The organism is Alteromonas sp. 07-89-2 (assembly GCF_013113925.1).
Lineage (GTDB): Bacteria > Pseudomonadota > Gammaproteobacteria > Enterobacterales > Alteromonadaceae > Alteromonas > Alteromonas macleodii.
Map to the genome: position 1 here is coordinate 190,944 of NZ_VTYM01000003.1, position 16,000 is coordinate 206,943.

Here is a 16,000-nt window from a genome sequence, read left to right on the forward strand (position 1 = left end):
AGGCCTTATTGATACACATGTTTTTTCGACAGCTTCAAGTAGTTTGAAGGAATGGGCAACTGCAGTTTGATTGCTGTAGACACATTTACCGCTACAGTGTACGTATCCATTTTATCAACGGGAATGTCCCTCGCCGATTTTTTCTCAAGAATTAGCTTGGCTTTTCTTGCAGCTGATTTGCCAATACTCGCTGGCTCAGATACTACGCCAAGAAGCGCACCTTCTTTCACAGAGGAAATGCTTTCTGCGAATAAAGGAAGCAGTCCCGTAGCTTCCTTTACCTTTGTTACTAAGCCATTCGATTCCGCGAGCGGCCCAGATGAAAGCCAGTAACCATCCAGCTCGTTTGTTTTTTGCTGCAAGCTGTTGATGATGCTGTCAGTCATTTCAACCAGTCCATCATCGCCTTCTATATACGGTGTACTAACAGCAACAAGATTTATGTTCTCGTAGTCACCATTCAGTGCCAGAAGTTGATTAACCAAGTTACTTGACGATGGGTATGTAGAATGGACTAGACCGATGGTAAAAAGCGATGAGGGCTTAGACGCTCTGAGCACGCCCTCTAACATATCTAGCTTTACCTTTGCGTCTAGCACGTGTGACTCGCCCGTCATGTTGCGTTCACTAACCGCACCAATAGCAGAAACTATTCCTTCTTCAACCGGTGCTGAGACCGCCATAAACAGCTTAGGTACATCAACAAACGCTTCAGACGCATTCAGCGCTCTGGTGGCAAGGGTCGCCACCGATACAATAAGGTCAGGCGCTGGTTTTTTTGCAAGCTCGGTAAGTATCTCCTTAGCACGAACTTCAGAGCCTTCGGCGTTATACGATGTTACGTTAATCTCGTGTTCGGGCATAATCCGCGCAAGTTCCTTTTCGAACTCGGCCCGCGAATCAGCGACAATGGGAACAGGCAGTGTTTCAAGAACAATTAGGTCCAGGGTTTCTTTCGCAAAAGCAGCACTAGCGCCCCACATCAAAGATGATAAAGCTAAAAGAAGGGAAAACCAGACCTTTGTCATGACTGTGAACCTAACACAACTAACTGAAAATACGCACATATAAACGTATCATAAAGTTATTCGAAGGTCATTCATAGTGGAAGTTATAACCAAATATTCAATACTGGGAATAGCTTTCTTAAAACTAAGATGCGATTTCCGCAAATGCGTTAACACTAAACAGGCGCGCTTCTATATCGTAAATCGGCATCGACACGATAATTTCATCAACCTCCGTCGCTTCAACAAACTGAGCTAGCTTGTTTTGCACCGTCTCTTTCGACCCTACCAACGCATACCTCAATACATTCGATAACATTGCTTCGTCAGTCGCCGTACAATATTCGTCAAAGTTAGGCATAGGCTTAGCGAAAGGCCTATTAAGACCACGTCGCATGTTCATAAATTGCTGCTTCACTGACGTGAATAGGAGTTCAGCCTCTTCATCGGTTTCAGCAATCACCACCATTACCCCAGCCATCGCTTTTGGCGCTGATAACTGAGGCGACGGTTTAAACATATTGCGGTACACATGAAGCGCATCGAATAGCGCATCGGGCGCAAAATGCGAGGCGAACGAATATGGCAGCCCCATCTTTGCCGCCACTTGGGCACTGTATAAGCTAGAGCCAAGCAACCACAGGGGGACGTGTGTATTCGCCCCAGGTACTGCAACAATTGGCTGCCCGTCTTGCGGTGTACCCAAGTAGTGCTGAAGTTCTTGAATATCTTCTGGGTAACTGTCCACATCGCTTTGGAAATTACGACGAAGCGCGCGTGCGGTCGCCATATCAGTGCCTGGTGCACGGCCAAGTCCAAGCTCTATGCGATTGGGAAATAATTCAGCCAAGGTGCCAAACTGTTCAGCAATGACCAAAGGTGCATGGTTAGGCAGCATAATACCGCCCGCACCAACTTTAATGGTAGCGGTGGCGTTAGCAATGTGCGTTAACACTACTGAGGTGGCAGAACTGGCAACACCACGCATGCCGTGATGCTCGGCTAACCACACACGTTCATAGCCACAGCGCTCAGCTTCCACAGCCATCAACTTCGAATTGTTTAACGCGTCTTTTACGCCAAACCCTTCAGATATTGGCGCTAAATCTAGCAGTGAGTATGGGATAGCCATGTTGCCTCGCAATGTTGAAACTTGGTATGACTTATACGTATGACCTTACTCCTCGTTTTACAACTGCCTTACCTGACAAAGTAAGACGGATGGAGAAGGTTTATCGATAAAGTGAGAGTGGTGGAAAGAGAAGTGAAATAATAGTGAGTCATGGGCTTGCAGGAAAGCCACTTAATTAGCAGCCAATAATCGCCTATTGAAAACAAAAAAGCCTGCGCTTTTGTCAGTCGCAGGCTTTGTTTGTGAGCACGAATAAGTGCTTCAGCAGTGCGCTTTATTCCACCGTAACCGACTTCGCCAAGTTACGCGGCTGGTCAACGTCCGTGCCCTTAATTAGCGCTACGTAGTAGCTCAATAGCTGTAGTGGCAAGGTATAAATGATAGGTGCGATTGGTTCGTCGCAGTGCGGTACGTCGATAACGCGCATGGTTTCATCACCTTCAAACGCCGCATCTTTATCCGCAAATACATACATGATGCCGCCACGGGCACGTACTTCTTCAACGTTCGACTTTAGCTTCTCGAGGAGTTCGTTGTTCGGTGCAACCACAATAACGGGCATTTCGTCATCAATAAGCGCAAGTGGGCCGTGTTTCAATTCCCCAGACGCATACGCTTCCGCATGAATATAAGAAATCTCTTTAAGCTTTAGCGCTCCTTCCATGGCAATAGGGTATTGATCGCCACGACCTAGGAACAAGCTGTGATTCTTATCTGCAAATTCTTCAGCTAAATCTTCAATGCCACCAGTTATCGCTAAGGTCTCTTCAAGCTTTGCAGGTAGACTATGAAGCGCAGAGACAATAGCTTTGCTGTCAGCGTCTGTCATGCCGTTTTCTTTGCCCAGCGCTAGGGTAAGCATTAAGAACGCAGTGAGCTGAGTAGTGAAGGCTTTGGTAGACGCTACGCCAATTTCCGCGCCAGCGCGGGTCATAAATGCAAGGTCTGACTCGCGTACCAATGACGAACCCTGAACGTTACAGATAGTCAGACTAGACATATAGCCAAGCTCTTTGGCTAAGCGAAGGGCAGCTAACGTATCGGCTGTTTCACCCGATTGAGAGATGGTGATGAGCAGGCTGTTCGGGTGAACCACTGACTTGCGGTAACGAAACTCTGATGCAATTTCTACGTTGCACGACACATTTGCATATTGTTCCAGCCAGTAGCGCGCCGTCATACCCGCATGGTAGCTGGTACCACAGGCAATAATTTGTACATGCTGTACTTTTTTGAATATCTCGTCAGCACCTTTACCAAATATGTCTGCGGTAAGTCCGTTTTCGTCAATACGATCTTTAAGCGCATTACGCACAACGGTTGGCTGCTCGTGAATTTCCTTGAGCATGTAGTGGCGGTAACCCGCTTTGTCACCCGCGTCGTGCTCGATATTCGACTCAATCACTTCTCGTTCAACGGCATTGCCGTCTTTATCGAAGATTTTAACATCGCGACGAGTAATCTCTGCCACATCGCCTTCTTCTAAAAAGATAAAGCGGCGTGTCACTGGCAATAATGCCATTTGATCTGACGCAATGAAGTTCTCGCCAAGGCCTAAACCAATTACAAGCGGGCTGCCCGAACGTGCAACGACCACGCGGCTTGGGTCTTCTTTATCCATGATAACGGTGCCATACGCACCGTGGAAGGTTTTAACGGCACTTTGCACAGCGTCTAGTAAAGTCTTACCTGACTTAAGCTCTTCGTGTACGGTGTGAGCAATAGTTTCTGTGTCGGTGTCGCTGGTAAAGGTATAGCCCTGCTCTTTTAGCTGTGCTTTTAAGTTAACGTAGTTTTCAATAATGCCGTTGTGCACTACAGCAACACGATCAGTTGAGAAATGAGGGTGTGCGTTCGCTTCTGTCACCCCACCGTGCGTTGCCCAACGGGTATGGGCAATACCTGTCGTGCCAAGTGCTTCGCCTTCTGCCACCGCATCAGCAAGCTCTTGTACTTTGCCTGTACGGCGAATACGTGTAAGCGTGCCGTCGCCTTGCAATAGCGCCACTCCAGCTGAATCATAGCCGCGATACTCCAGCCTTTTTAAACCTTCTAATAGGATTTCAACCACGTTACGCTCAGCTACAGCGCCAACTATTCCACACATAATTATTCTCCACTCGGCGCTGCAATAAGTACTGTCACGCCCTGATTTTCAATATTAAGTTTGTCTTGTTCACAAATGCCTTCATCAGTGATCAAAACAGAAATGTTTTTCCAGCTTAGCTCTAGGTTAGGCATTTTATGCGTTAATTTCTTTGAGCTGGCTACTATAACCACCTTACTCGCCGCCACAGCCATGGCGCGGGTTACACCAATAAGCTCGTTAAAGGTGGTGGTGCCTCTGTTGACATCTATGCCCGCGGCACCAATAAACGCAATGTCAAAACTATAGGCACTAACCAACTGTTCAGCCATAGCGCCTTGAAACGACTGTGATTGGGCATCCCATGTGCCCCCTACCATTAACACCGTCGGCTCTTTTTCACTTTGAGTAAGGTAATTGGCGGTTGATAACGTGTTGGTCATTACCACTAAATCATCGATATGGGATAAATGGGGCAAGATGGATGCGGTGGTAGACCCGCAGTCTATAACGAGCTTATTGCCTGGTTTAACCAAGCTCGCTGCAAGTTGGCCTATAGCGTTAATTGCTGGGCTAGTAGTTGAATTCGTGGAAGGGTCATTGGTAATAAATTGAGATGGCCCAGCATTTGAGTTGGTAGATGATGGTACAGGCACTGCGCCACCAAACTGTCGAATCAGTAAACCTTGCTGCGAAAGGGCTGCGAGATCTTTTCTAATGGTGACTTCAGACGTAGCAAAACGCACAGCCAAATCTTCAACTTGTGATTGACCATGCTCTTTCACCCACGCCACTATCTGCTGGCGGCGCTGTTCAACTGATTTACTACTTTTCAATATAACCTCATGCTCTTGCTGCCTTCTCGCTAAACCTTCCTGTACGCGTTGTTCCAATTGAGAACAAGCCATGAAAAGTCTGCAAAACAGTCCGCAAACACATCTTCAACATTCAACCATAACTTTCAAAACGAAAGCCATTAGTTTTAAAGTGAAAGTATCGTAAGTTAAATTGAAACGACGATCAAGGTAATTGTTTAATTAAACGCCAGCGATTTCTTTTGAGCACTCGCTTTTATGGCTAGCTCAATGACTTTGATAACAGGTACGACCGTACTTGCGTCAGCCGGCGAGAATTTACCGTCTTCAATAGCGTGAGCAAGGCGATTGAAAAACGTGAGATATTCACCCTTCAATGTTGTCACCGTCTCTTCAACTAGCTGGCCGCTTTCATTGACCACAGCTAGCACGCCATGCTCGTTATCTTTTGTAATCGCCCAGTGTTCATCATCAAAGGATAGCTCTCCACGCAATTGATCTTCTTGCGGATCTAAATAGAACTTTCGAAAGCTGCCTTTTGTGCCTTGCAAGTCGTAGCGCAATGTTGCTCCTCCCTGAAAGGCTGAACTACCTAGTTTTACAACTTTATCAACATAGTGAAGAGTTACATCGAACGTGTCGTCTGACTGCCCATTTTCACGCAAGGCCTGTATGTTTGCCGACACTTCTTCCGGCTCGCCGAAAAGCTGTAGCGCTTGGTCGATTAAGTGGGGACCCAAATCCCAGAAGATACCGCTTCCTGGCCCTGCATTTTCACGCCACCTGTCTCGTGGTACCGGGCGAAATCGATCGAAGCGGCTTTCCAAACGTTTAATGTCGCCAAGTTTTCCATCGTGAATTAGCTGCTTAATCGTAAGAAAATCGCCATCAAAACGTCTGTTGTGATAAACACAAAGCTGTTTATTTTGAGAATGTGCAAGCTCTACTAAAGCTTCTGCTTCTTCACTATCTAATGTAAATGGCTTTTCTACCAATACGTGACAACTGTGCTCTAATGCCAGTTTCGCCTGTGGCCCATGAAGGTGATTTGGGGTTGTAATAACCACCAAGTCTACATCGTGAATTTTAAGCGCTTCTTCCAACGAGCCATACACTTCAGCATGGGGTAAAACTGCGTTAACCACATCAGGTTTTGAAGAGATAACCACATCGACAGAGAACTGCGGTAGATAATTTAGAAATGGCAAATGAAAGGTTGTGGCGGAAAATCCAAAGCCAACCAGAAGGGTAGATATCATCGCATATCCTTATTTAAAAAGAATTAAGAGGTAAGTAAACACACACTATCAGTAATGATAGATAGGGGAAACCTTAGATAGTTCATTATTTAGAAGACAGATAGCTGAATGAGTTGCGTTTACAGCGACACAGTAGGCGTTAATTTAAACCCTCTGATTTTGTCATCTTTCTGACTGGGCGATATTTTGATGGGACTGAAGAAGAAACTGGGCTAGCTAATCACTATTTGTGTTTGCCAGCCCTATCTCATCATATAACCCGTTAGCGAGCTTTAATTAGGGTACGTCTTTATTTTTTGGTCGGGCGCGGCCAATTTGGAATATTGCGCTGCTTACCGCGGGCAACGGCTAGCGCGTCTTCGTCTACGGTTGACGTGATCACGGAACCAGCACCTACCGTAGCCCCTTTGCCAATGTTTACAGGCGCGACAAGCGACGAGTTTGAGCCGATAAAGGCGTTTTCGCCGATGACGGTTTTGGACTTGTTCACACCGTCGTAGTTACAGGTAATTGTGCCTGCGCCAATGTTCGCTTTGGCACCCACTTCTGCATCGCCTAGGTAGGTTAAGTGATTTGCTTTGGCGCCCTCGCCTAAAATAGCCTTCTTCATTTCCACGAAGTTACCCACTTTGGCATTTTTCTGCATTACTGCACCAGGGCGTAGTCGAGCGAAAGGCCCGACCGTACAGGCTTCACCCACACTGGCTTCTTCAACAATAGAATTAGCTTCAATTACAGCGTTATCGGCAATAGTACAGTTTCGCAGAATACAGTTAGCGCCAATGTTGACGTTGCTACCAAGTGTCACCTTACCTTCAACAATAACGTTAACGTCGATAATTACGTCATTACCGGTTTCAAGCTGGCCGCGTAAGTCAAAACGAGCAGGATCCAGCAAGGTTACGCCATTGGTCATTAGCTCTTTGGCTTGGCGACGCTGAAGCGCGCGTTCTAGGTTAGCTAACTGCAAACGATTATTAACGCCTTCCACTTCTACCGCAGACTGTGGCTGTGCTGACTGAATTCGCTTGCCTTCGGCCGCTGCCATGGCAATAACGTCGGTAAGATAATACTCGCCTTGCGCGTTATCATTGCTTAACTCACCCAACCAGCGCTTAAGATCAGCGCCAGACATCATCATCATGCCAGTGTTAATTTCTTTGATTTCACGCTGAGCATCAGTGGCGTCTTTGTGCTCGACTATCGCGGTAATATTGTCATTTTCGCGAATAATGCGGCCCATACCTGTGGGGTCGTCTAAATTTACAGTGAGCAGTGCTAAATCACAGCTTTCCTTTGCTGCTTTTAATGCACTTAGTGTTTCTTCGCGAATAAGTGGTGCGTCGCCAACAAGTACAAGCACGTCTTCATCATCTTTAATGTGGGGTGCAGCTTGTTGAACAGCGTGGCCTGTACCTAACTGTTCGGCCTGTAAGCACCAGTTTAGATTGTCTTCAACAACCGTTGCCTTTAGCTGGTCGCCGCCATGGCCGTAGACCAAATGAATATTGTCAGCACCCAGTGATTTTACTGTGTTGATAATGCGCTGCACCATAGGCACACCAGCTACTTTGTGTAATACCTTCGGTAACGACGATTTCATACGGGTACCTTTACCCGCTGCTAATACAACCACTGAGAAAGCCATATAATTCCTTTATTTCGCAAAGAGAATGAAAATCGGAGTATAGTGTAACCAAGGCCCAACAATATGTCAGCGATTGATTCACTTTGAGGTCTGACCGGACGACTTCACATTGCGCTTTTGCTCTTCGTTATTTAGTCTAAGTTAAAAGAAACCGCCTAGTAGTTCATTATTGCAACAGGTATACTCAACACTTAGGTTAGGTTCAGTCAGGCAAGGGAGCATGCGCAGTCTGTGAACACATTTCGTACACTACATAGAAGTATTCTGGTGTTATTTGCGGTAGTGGTTATCGCTATTGTGACACTGGTTCATTTCAGTATTTCAAAAATCGTTGCCGAACAAAGTCGCGCACAGCAGCAGTCACTGTCGCCTGCAATATCGCTTATCGTCGAGCAACTTCTTAAGCCTCTACATATTTCTGAAGCATTAGGGCATTCCACTGAGTTGGTAGACTTGATGGATGGAGAAACAATTGATCAAGATGCTGTTTTTAAGACATTGGATCGCCTTGAAAATGAGTTTGGTTTATCTTTCTTTATCGCCAGCGAGGCAGACAGAAAGCAATATAATTCTGACGGCAGTATTATCAACCTTATCGAAGGTGAAGTAAGCTGGTACTTCAAATATCGCGATTATCCCGCTGATGCCGTTGCCGATATTGGTAAATGGGAAGACACACACTTTTATATTGATATTAAAATTCACGACAAAAATGGCCGCTTTTTAGGTTTTTTCGGTGTAGGAAAAAGCCTGCGCAGCTTTATCGAAGTGTTCGATACCTACAAACAAGAATACGGCTATGACTTCTTATTCGTGGATAGTGAAGGCGATATTATGTTGTCTTCAGATCCAAGTCTTATCGCCTCTTACTCAGAATTCACCAACTTGTCCGAGTTGCCTTGGTACGCGAGTTTGCCAGTGACAATTCAAAGCGAGCAGGCGCTGAATAACAAGCTGGTCACTATTGACCAAAAAGACTTTCTGATTGCGGAAGTTAAGCTGAATCAATTTGGTTGGACTGTGTTTCTTTTAAGTCCGCTTGAAGACCGCCAAGCAGAGATTTCTCAAGCGTTTATTTTTAGCGTGGTAACGCTGCTGGTTGTTGTCTTCTCGCTGTTCTTACTTATCTACAATCTACTGTACTATTTCAGAAAAGATATGCAGCCAGACTTGGTGGTACGTCACAGCAACCGACTTCCTGAAAAAGATAACTTGCAGCTTATTTATAAAACGCTGTTAGCCGAGCACAAATCACTCAGCGTAATGTTGCTAAGCGTTGACGAATTTTCAGATATTGTAGACGCCCACGGCCGTAATGCGGGAGATGACATTCTTGATAAAGTGGTCTCTTACTTAGCTGAACATATGCGCGACCAGGATATATTGGGTAGATGGAGTAGCGCAGAGTTTATAATCTTGTTGCCACACACGGGCCCCCATGTAGCCTTTGATATAGCGCAAAACCTTCGACATGGCATAGCTACGCTTTCACCATTGCAAGAGTTACCGGAAATTGTGATTACCGCTTCTATTGGTATTTCTTACACTGCGTCACCGCGCGCTATGCACGAAGTAACAGCGCACGCGGAAGACGCGCTTTATCAAGCCAAGCGCGACGGCAGCAATTTAGTAAGAATGCAGCTGATTGACTAGCCCTAGTTCAAGCTAATCTAAGCAGGTTTAATTTTGAGGCGTTTTCTTTTGAGAACGCCTGTGGTTAACGCCACACCGAATAAAATCATTAAACCACCCACAATGGTTTGAATCGATAAGTGCTCTTGCAAGAACAGTACACCCCAAATAATGCCAAATAGTGGTACTAAGTAAGCTACGGTAATGGCTTTGGCTGGGCCGATGTCAGCTATGAGTTTGAAATACAAGATATACGCTATGCCCGTGCCACCGACAGCCAGCGCTACCGCGTTAACCCACGCATTTACGCTTGGCATAGTGGCGGGCAGAGTTGCAAGGGCGAAAGGTGCCAGCATTACGCTTGCCATGGCCTGACTACCTGTTGCAACAACTAAAGGTTTAACCCCTTGTAGCCATTTTTTCATCATACATGCCGCTATGCCGTAGCCAGTGGTGGCCAATAATGCAGTCAAAATAGGAAGAAAACTAATATCGCCCTCGCCGAGCTTTTGCTGACTAATAACGGTTACGCCTACAAAGCCTACAAAAAGCCCCGCTACTGCTGACTTTGTTAGTTTGTCACCTAACCACAGCCAAGCGACAATGGCGCCAAACATAGGAGCCGTGGCATTTAAAATGGCATTCACCCCTGCCTCTAAATGTAGGCTGCTGTAATTAAACAGGACGAAAGGCACCGCAGTGTTAGCCATGCCCACTAGCGCAATGGCCAACCAGTGTCGCTTTATGTCTTTAACCGACCCTCGTATTAACAGCAATGGTAGCAATACCGCTGTAGCAAGCACGGTACGAATGGCTACTAATACATAAATGCCAAATTCTGGTGCGGCAACACGCATGAAAATAAATGAACCGCCCCAGATACCGGCTAACACCAGCAGCGCGATAATGTCTCTTATTGCCATTCTTTTATCACCATTTTCTTATCACCCATTCTTTTATAGCCCCAGCACCCCCTGGGCTCCTTCTAAATTAAGTAAATACTGCTTACGCGGTAAACCACCTGCGTAGCCCGTTAGGGTTTTATTACTTCCGATTATACGATGGCAAGGTACAACAATAGCAATAGGGTTACGACCATTTGCCATACCCACGGCGCGGACAGCTTTTGGGTTGCCAATGGCTTTTGCGATATCTAAATAGCTGGCCGTTTCGCCGTATTTAACTTGCTGCAAGGCATCCCACACCTGGTTCTGAAACGCCGTACCTTTAGGGCAAAGCGGTAGGTCAAACTCGCGTAATGTACCGTCAAAGTATGCCTGTAATTGACTGCACGCTGCTTCGGTGATGGCGTTTTTTTGCGAATGAAAGCCGTTGCTTAGCACGCGTTCTTGCGCTGCAGTTTCTCTGCCTATTCCACCCTGCCTCGCGTTGGCCGTATTACCTGATTCAGCGGCACTCACGAACTCGATAGCCGTTATGCCTTTATCAGAGGCTTCAACTTTAACAAGCCCCTGTATGCTGTTCACGAAATCTGTATATTTCATACTTACGACTCTCTTTACTGATTGCTTAACTGCCACAATTGAAGGGTTAAATAACTGCGCCAAGGTGCCGCTTTTTCGGGCGCTACGGGGTACTGCTGCGCCATTTTACGAACGATTAAATCACCGCCAAGGTAGACGTCAGGATTTCTCTCCCCCCGCATTTTTAAATAGTCGAGCGTCCACGGGCCCACGCCTTTAATGGCGAGTATGTCTTCGTGGCTTGGCATGTTGCCGTTTATGAATAAACGAGCAAAATGACGTACGGCCTCTTTTCTCGCCTGTGGCATACGTAAGAATTCAAGACTGTTTTCGGCCACACTTTCAGGCGAGGGAAAGCTGTAGCGTTCACTCGTTTTAGATTCAAGACCGTTTGACGGGAGCGCATCAGAGACCGTTTCGCCCAGCTGATGTACCAGTAAAGTCACCTGGCCAATAGCCGCTTTTACACTAACTTGCTGGCCTACAATAGCCCGACAGCCACTTTCAAATACGCTCCATGCACTGGGAAGGCGTAGCCCAGGCGTTAACTTGCTCGGCGGTAACCCAGACTGCAATAGGCTTTGTTCAATTAAAATCGGGTCAGCGTGAAGATCTAGTACCTGCTTTATATTTTCAATTATCGTATGAAGACGACCTAAATCAGGCATGTCGATGAGAAGTTTGAATCCGTGGCGCGCCTCGTCGTGAGTAGCTTTAAAAAAGCCTATACTTTCATTGCATGAAAAGTATCGTTCATAGCTCTCGTCCGTTACTCGTTCCATTCCTTCAATAGCGCGAGTTGCCAAGAAATCTCGTACATAGGGCCAATTGTAAGGCGGCCGATAAGAAAGAAATAAAGAGATAGCCTTTTGTTGAACCGGCTCTTTTTTTCTAAGCTGGGTAGGAGACGTAGCGCAATATTGCTCTATGGCCCGCTGCAGTTGTCTCAGTGATTGATAGCCTGCCGTAATTGCGATATCTGTCATAGATAAATGAGTTTGTTGAATAAGCTGCTTTGCAAACAAAGTGCGCTGCATATTTTGAAACTGCTTAGGCGGTATGCCCACAGCATTGACGACCAACTTATTTAGGTACCGCTCACTAATACCCAACCGCATAGCAATATCCGCAACGCGCTCAATGGGAATAACAGATAGCAGCGACAACGCTCGGTTAATCGTTGCACCCACGCCTTTCCACGCCGCTGAACGAGGTGCACTGTCTGGTCTGCAGCGAAAACATGGACGATAACCATGTGCCATTGCCTGTGTGGCGTGTTGAAAGTAAGTCACATTCTCTTCTTTAGGAAGTCGCGCTGGACAGATTGGCCTACAGAAAATACCGGTTGTTTTTACCGCCACAAAAAATCGTCCGTCAAAGCGAGGATCTCTGCTAAGTCTTGCTTTTGAAAGCACTGACTCAGCAGTTGTTGAGTTTTCTGAAGCCCCCATGTCTGAGACAAAAAGATTGTCTGGCATTAGAATGCGCTTCCCACCTGTCGTTTATCACCTTTATCTAGTGTATCGTGCATTGGCCCTGTTGGTGCGACAAAATCAGAACTCAATAATTACAAACCTTGCTAGTCGAACTTTTCTTCCTTTCTTGCATATTCTTACAACGGTTCGCTTACCGCTAGAATAAATCAAATCATTGAAGAGATAGTGAGCATAATTAGCGACATTTGATCATTGGAGCAGCTAAACGCATAATAATGCGATAATAATAATGAGCGCCTGATGGATGTATCAGAAAACCACAGGCTTAACGAGCTGACTGTATGCTGAACTCTTTGCGCACCTTCAAGCTGCGCCTGTCTAAAATTTGGCTGATAGCGATGCTAATGGTCATTACACAAAGCGCTTTTGCGGATTGGCTTGATGACTATGCTAGTTACGTTCAAAAGGAAGCCTCAAAATACAACGTGCCTGGTTATGCGTTTGTGTTTTATGAACAGGGCAAAGCGCCAAGGGTTTACGTATATGGAAGTACCCGCAAACGCGGCGGAGAGAAAGTTACAGAGAACACAGTATTCAGGCTAGCTTCTGTATCAAAAACCTTTACTGCGTTGTTGTCAGCTAAACTTGTAGAAAAAAACCAGCTTAGCTGGGAAACACCGATAACCACCTTATTACCCGACATTCCTTTTAAAGGCAAAGGAATGAATGCGCTGCAACTGCAACATATCGTTGGCCAATCTAGTGGCTTTATGCCCAACGCTTACGACAACCTTATTGAAGCTGACTACTCGCTGGAGCGCGTGCTTAAATCCCTGGGCGAGCTTGAACCACTGTGTGCGCCGGGTGAATGCTATACCTATCAAAATGCACTCTTTGGTGCGCTGGAATACTACTTCAGTAACAATAATACCTCTTACTCACGACAGCTTCAGGCCAATCTGTTTGCACCACTAGGCATGAAAACAGCCAGTGTTGGAAAAGGCGGATTGTTTGCATCAGAATCATGGGCTCAACCTCATATTGCTATCGCCAGAAATAAATGGCGCGAGGGAAAGGTAGAAAGCAACTACTATCGGTTCTCTCCAGCTGCTGGCGTTAACGCTAGCATTTCAGATATGACGATTTATCTGCAAGCGCTGCTAGGCGAGTTCCCCACGGTCATATCCGATGAAATGGTGGACTATGTCACTACAGAGCGCGTGAAAACGAAGCGCGAAACCTACCGCAGAGGTTGGCGCGGCATGATTGACGATGCTCACTATGGTTTGGGTTGGCGTATTTACGACTTAAATGGATTACAGCTTAACTATCATGGGGGTTGGGTAAAAGGCTATCGTGCTGACGTGGCGTTTTTGCCTGAACACAAAGTTGGCTATGTGATGCTGATGAATGCAGAGTCGAATATGATTAATTCAACGACAGCCGAGTTTTGGAAGCGTTACTTGAAAAAAGCCGACGCAGATAAGTAATATCGGCATCGGCTTTTCGGTACTTTCATTCAGATATTAAACGCTACTGTTTTAGATAGGTATAACCTGCCAAACAGTTTTCGTAAAAATCAGTCCAGCGAACCCCTTCACGAGGGTTCAATTTTCCGTCCCACACTTGCTTGTCTATCATGCGTTTTACGTCTGATGCCATTGCGCGCGGGTTATACTGCATAACGTTAAGTACATCTTCTACCGATGAACCCTTCACCACTTCTTCAATGTAAAAGTCTTCAGGATCGTCGTCATAGCTGTAAATATGTACTTCATTTAGGCGACCAAACAAGTTGTGCATGTCGCCCATAACGTCTTGATAAGCGCCCGTTAAGAACAAACCAATGTAGTACGGCTCATCTTTCTTAAGTGGGTGCATTGGCAGTACGTCAGTAATTTCACGGCCAATAGTGAACTGATCAATTTTACCGTCGCTATCACAGGTAATATCCACTAGCGAGCAATTGACCGTTGGCTCTTCATTCATACGAATAAGAGGCACTACCGGCAGCAGCTGGTCGATGGCCCATGTATCAGCAGCTGACTGGAATACAGAGAAGTTACAAAGGTACTGAGACGACAAACTGTAATCTAGCTCTTGAAGCTCTTCTGGAACATATTCTTCGTTGCGATACCACTGCTGTAAGCGACCCATAATTTGCCAGTACAGCGTTTCTATTTTGCCCAGCTCTTCAAGTGACAACACGCGTAATTTAAATGCATCAAGCGCTTGCTCTTTATACTGCGACGCATCGTTGTAAATTTCATGCATGTTCGTTTGTTCATCAAACGTGTCTGCAAGTTCGCGCATATTCTTAAGGAAGAAGTGTTCACCCGCTTTTGCTGATGTATCCATTTGCGACGCATTCGACTTAATTTCGCCCACAATTTCCGTGATAACACAGCTGTGATGCGCAGTGATTGCACGTCCACTTTCACTAACCAGATGCGGATGCGGTACGCCTTCAAGGTCGCACATTTCCTTCATGCCATAGACAACGTCAGCAACATACTCTTGCATGCTGTAGTTACGCGACGATTCATTAGTTGAATTACTGCCGTCGTAATCGATACCAAGGCCGCCACCTACATCAACATAATCTAGCTCGAAGCCCATTTTGTGAAGGTCTGCGTAAATACGCGCGCCTTCGGTTACCGCTTCTTTAACCGCACGAATGTCTGTTAATTGGCTACCAATATGGAAATGCAGCAGCTTTAAGCAGTGCGCCATGCCTTGCTCTTCAAGGTAGCGGGCTGCGTTAATGATCTCAGTAATGGTTAAACCAAATTTCGCACGTTCACCACCAGAGCTTTCCCACTTACCACGACCTTTCACCGTCATTTTTGAGCGCACACCAATGATAGGATCGATATCCAGCTCTTTGGCTATTTTTACCAGAAGAAGAAGCTCGGTGTATTTTTCAACTACTACCACAACGCGGCGACCCAGCTTTCTTCCTAACAGCGCAAGACGCATAACTTCGTCGTCTTTATAACCATTTAGGATAGTCAGAGACTCTTCGTTAGTATTCATGGCAAGCACAGTCAGAAGCTCGGCTTTTGACCCCGCTTCTAAGCCATAGTTAAATGGCTTGCCCGCATCGACAATTTCCTCAACGACTTCGCGCATTTGGTTTACTTTTACCGGATACACACCTTGGTACTGGCCTTGGTATTCGGCTTCTTCGATGGAGCTTCTAAATGCTTTGTTCAAGCCTGCAACTTGCGAGCGCAGAATATCGTGGAAGCGCACAACAACAGGAAACTGTACGCCTTCTTTGCGGATATCTTCAATTACCGAATTAAAGTCGATTCGAATGCTAGGATCTTCAGGAACAGGGGTAATATGGACGTTGCCGTTTTCACCAATTTGAAAATAGCCGCCACCCCATTGAGACACGCCATAGACGCGCTCCGCTTCTTCGATGCTCCAATCTGACAATTTATTCACCTATTTGTAAGTGGGCTAGGCCAATACCTAGCATAGAAAGTGCGAAAA

At 46.1% G+C, this 16,000-nt stretch carries 12 protein-coding genes; 2 read left to right on the forward strand and 10 right to left on the reverse strand.

The window, feature by feature from the left end; genetic code table 11:
- Positions 1-5: 5 nt before the first annotated feature.
- The 6 genes from F0261_RS03620 to glmU all read right to left on the reverse strand — a co-directional run bounded on the left by F0261_RS03620 (position 6) and on the right by glmU (position 7,947).
- Positions 6-1,028: an ABC transporter substrate-binding protein gene (locus tag F0261_RS03620; RefSeq protein ID WP_061486775.1), complete on the reverse strand. Its 1,023-nt coding sequence runs from the start codon at positions 1,026-1,028 to the stop codon at positions 6-8.
- A gap of 124 nt (positions 1,029-1,152) precedes the next feature.
- A complete protein-coding gene (locus tag F0261_RS03625) occupies positions 1,153-2,139 on the reverse strand; it encodes an LLM class flavin-dependent oxidoreductase (RefSeq protein ID WP_061486776.1) in 987 nt (328 codons plus the stop codon).
- A gap of 274 nt (positions 2,140-2,413) precedes the next feature.
- Positions 2,414-4,246 carry a glutamine--fructose-6-phosphate transaminase (isomerizing) gene (gene glmS, locus F0261_RS03630; protein ID WP_171337237.1) on the reverse strand — a complete coding sequence of 611 codons (1,833 nt, stop codon included), beginning with the start codon at positions 4,244-4,246 and terminating at the stop codon, positions 2,414-2,416.
- Positions 4,247-4,248: 2 nt separating this feature from the next.
- Positions 4,249-5,061, reverse strand: coding sequence for a DeoR/GlpR family DNA-binding transcription regulator (locus tag F0261_RS03635; RefSeq protein WP_039221926.1), 813 nt, complete (start codon positions 5,059-5,061; stop codon positions 4,249-4,251).
- Positions 5,062-5,258: 197 nt separating this feature from the next.
- On the reverse strand, positions 5,259-6,299 hold the full coding sequence (locus F0261_RS03640) for a Gfo/Idh/MocA family oxidoreductase (RefSeq protein ID WP_171337238.1): 1,041 nt from the start codon (positions 6,297-6,299) through the stop codon (positions 5,259-5,261).
- Positions 6,300-6,588: 289 nt separating this feature from the next.
- Complete coding sequence (gene glmU, locus F0261_RS03645; RefSeq protein ID WP_171337239.1) at positions 6,589-7,947, reverse strand: bifunctional UDP-N-acetylglucosamine diphosphorylase/glucosamine-1-phosphate N-acetyltransferase GlmU; 1,359 nt, start codon at positions 7,945-7,947, stop codon at positions 6,589-6,591.
- 231 nt (positions 7,948-8,178) lie between these two features.
- On the opposite strand from glmU, the gene F0261_RS03650 reads away from it, so the two are divergent.
- Positions 8,179-9,600, forward strand: coding sequence for a diguanylate cyclase (locus tag F0261_RS03650; protein WP_061486779.1), 1,422 nt, complete (start codon positions 8,179-8,181; stop codon positions 9,598-9,600).
- Positions 9,601-9,617: 17 nt separating this feature from the next.
- Here the strand turns inward: F0261_RS03650 and F0261_RS03655 are convergent, their stop codons facing one another.
- From F0261_RS03655 to F0261_RS03665, 3 genes are read right to left on the reverse strand one after another with little or no spacing between them, the layout of a single operon-like run.
- Positions 9,618-10,502: a DMT family transporter gene (locus F0261_RS03655; RefSeq protein WP_039221610.1), complete on the reverse strand. Its 885-nt coding sequence runs from the start codon at positions 10,500-10,502 to the stop codon at positions 9,618-9,620.
- 33 nt (positions 10,503-10,535) lie between these two features.
- Positions 10,536-11,084: a methylated-DNA--[protein]-cysteine S-methyltransferase gene (locus F0261_RS03660; RefSeq protein WP_039221607.1), complete on the reverse strand. Its 549-nt coding sequence runs from the start codon at positions 11,082-11,084 to the stop codon at positions 10,536-10,538.
- A gap of 14 nt (positions 11,085-11,098) precedes the next feature.
- Positions 11,099-12,541, reverse strand: coding sequence for a DNA-3-methyladenine glycosylase 2 family protein (locus F0261_RS03665; protein ID WP_171337240.1), 1,443 nt, complete (start codon positions 12,539-12,541; stop codon positions 11,099-11,101).
- 299 nt (positions 12,542-12,840) lie between these two features.
- Here F0261_RS03665 and F0261_RS03670 point away from each other — a divergent pair, with 299 nt between their 5' ends.
- Positions 12,841-13,989, forward strand: a complete 1,149-nt coding sequence (locus F0261_RS03670) for a serine hydrolase (RefSeq protein ID WP_014951241.1) — start codon at positions 12,841-12,843, stop codon at positions 13,987-13,989.
- A gap of 43 nt (positions 13,990-14,032) precedes the next feature.
- On the opposite strand, the gene speA is transcribed toward F0261_RS03670, so the two are convergent.
- On the reverse strand, positions 14,033-15,943 hold the full coding sequence (speA, locus tag F0261_RS03675; protein ID WP_014951242.1) for a biosynthetic arginine decarboxylase: 1,911 nt from the start codon (positions 15,941-15,943) through the stop codon (positions 14,033-14,035).
- Positions 15,944-16,000: the final 57 nt, after the last annotated feature.

Excerpts from the sequence above, each read along its gene's own strand:
- F0261_RS03620 (WP_061486775.1), bottom strand. The coding sequence starts at position 1,028 with ATGACAAAGGTCTGGTTTTCCCTTCTTTTAGCTTTATCATCTTTGATG.
- F0261_RS03625 (WP_061486776.1), bottom strand. The coding sequence starts at position 2,139 with ATGGCTATCCCATACTCACTGCTAGATTTAGCGCCAATATCTGAAGGG.
- glmS (WP_171337237.1), bottom strand. The coding sequence starts at position 4,246 with ATGTGTGGAATAGTTGGCGCTGTAGCTGAGCGTAACGTGGTTGAAATC.
- F0261_RS03640 (WP_171337238.1), bottom strand. The coding sequence starts at position 6,299 with ATGATATCTACCCTTCTGGTTGGCTTTGGATTTTCCGCCACAACCTTT.
- glmU (WP_171337239.1), bottom strand. The coding sequence starts at position 7,947 with ATGGCTTTCTCAGTGGTTGTATTAGCAGCGGGTAAAGGTACCCGTATG.
- F0261_RS03655 (WP_039221610.1), bottom strand. The coding sequence starts at position 10,502 with ATGGCAATAAGAGACATTATCGCGCTGCTGGTGTTAGCCGGTATCTGG.
- F0261_RS03660 (WP_039221607.1), bottom strand. The coding sequence starts at position 11,084 with ATGAAATATACAGATTTCGTGAACAGCATACAGGGGCTTGTTAAAGTT.
- F0261_RS03665 (WP_171337240.1), bottom strand. The coding sequence starts at position 12,541 with ATGCCAGACAATCTTTTTGTCTCAGACATGGGGGCTTCAGAAAACTCA.
- F0261_RS03670 (WP_014951241.1), top strand. The coding sequence starts at position 12,841 with ATGCTGAACTCTTTGCGCACCTTCAAGCTGCGCCTGTCTAAAATTTGG.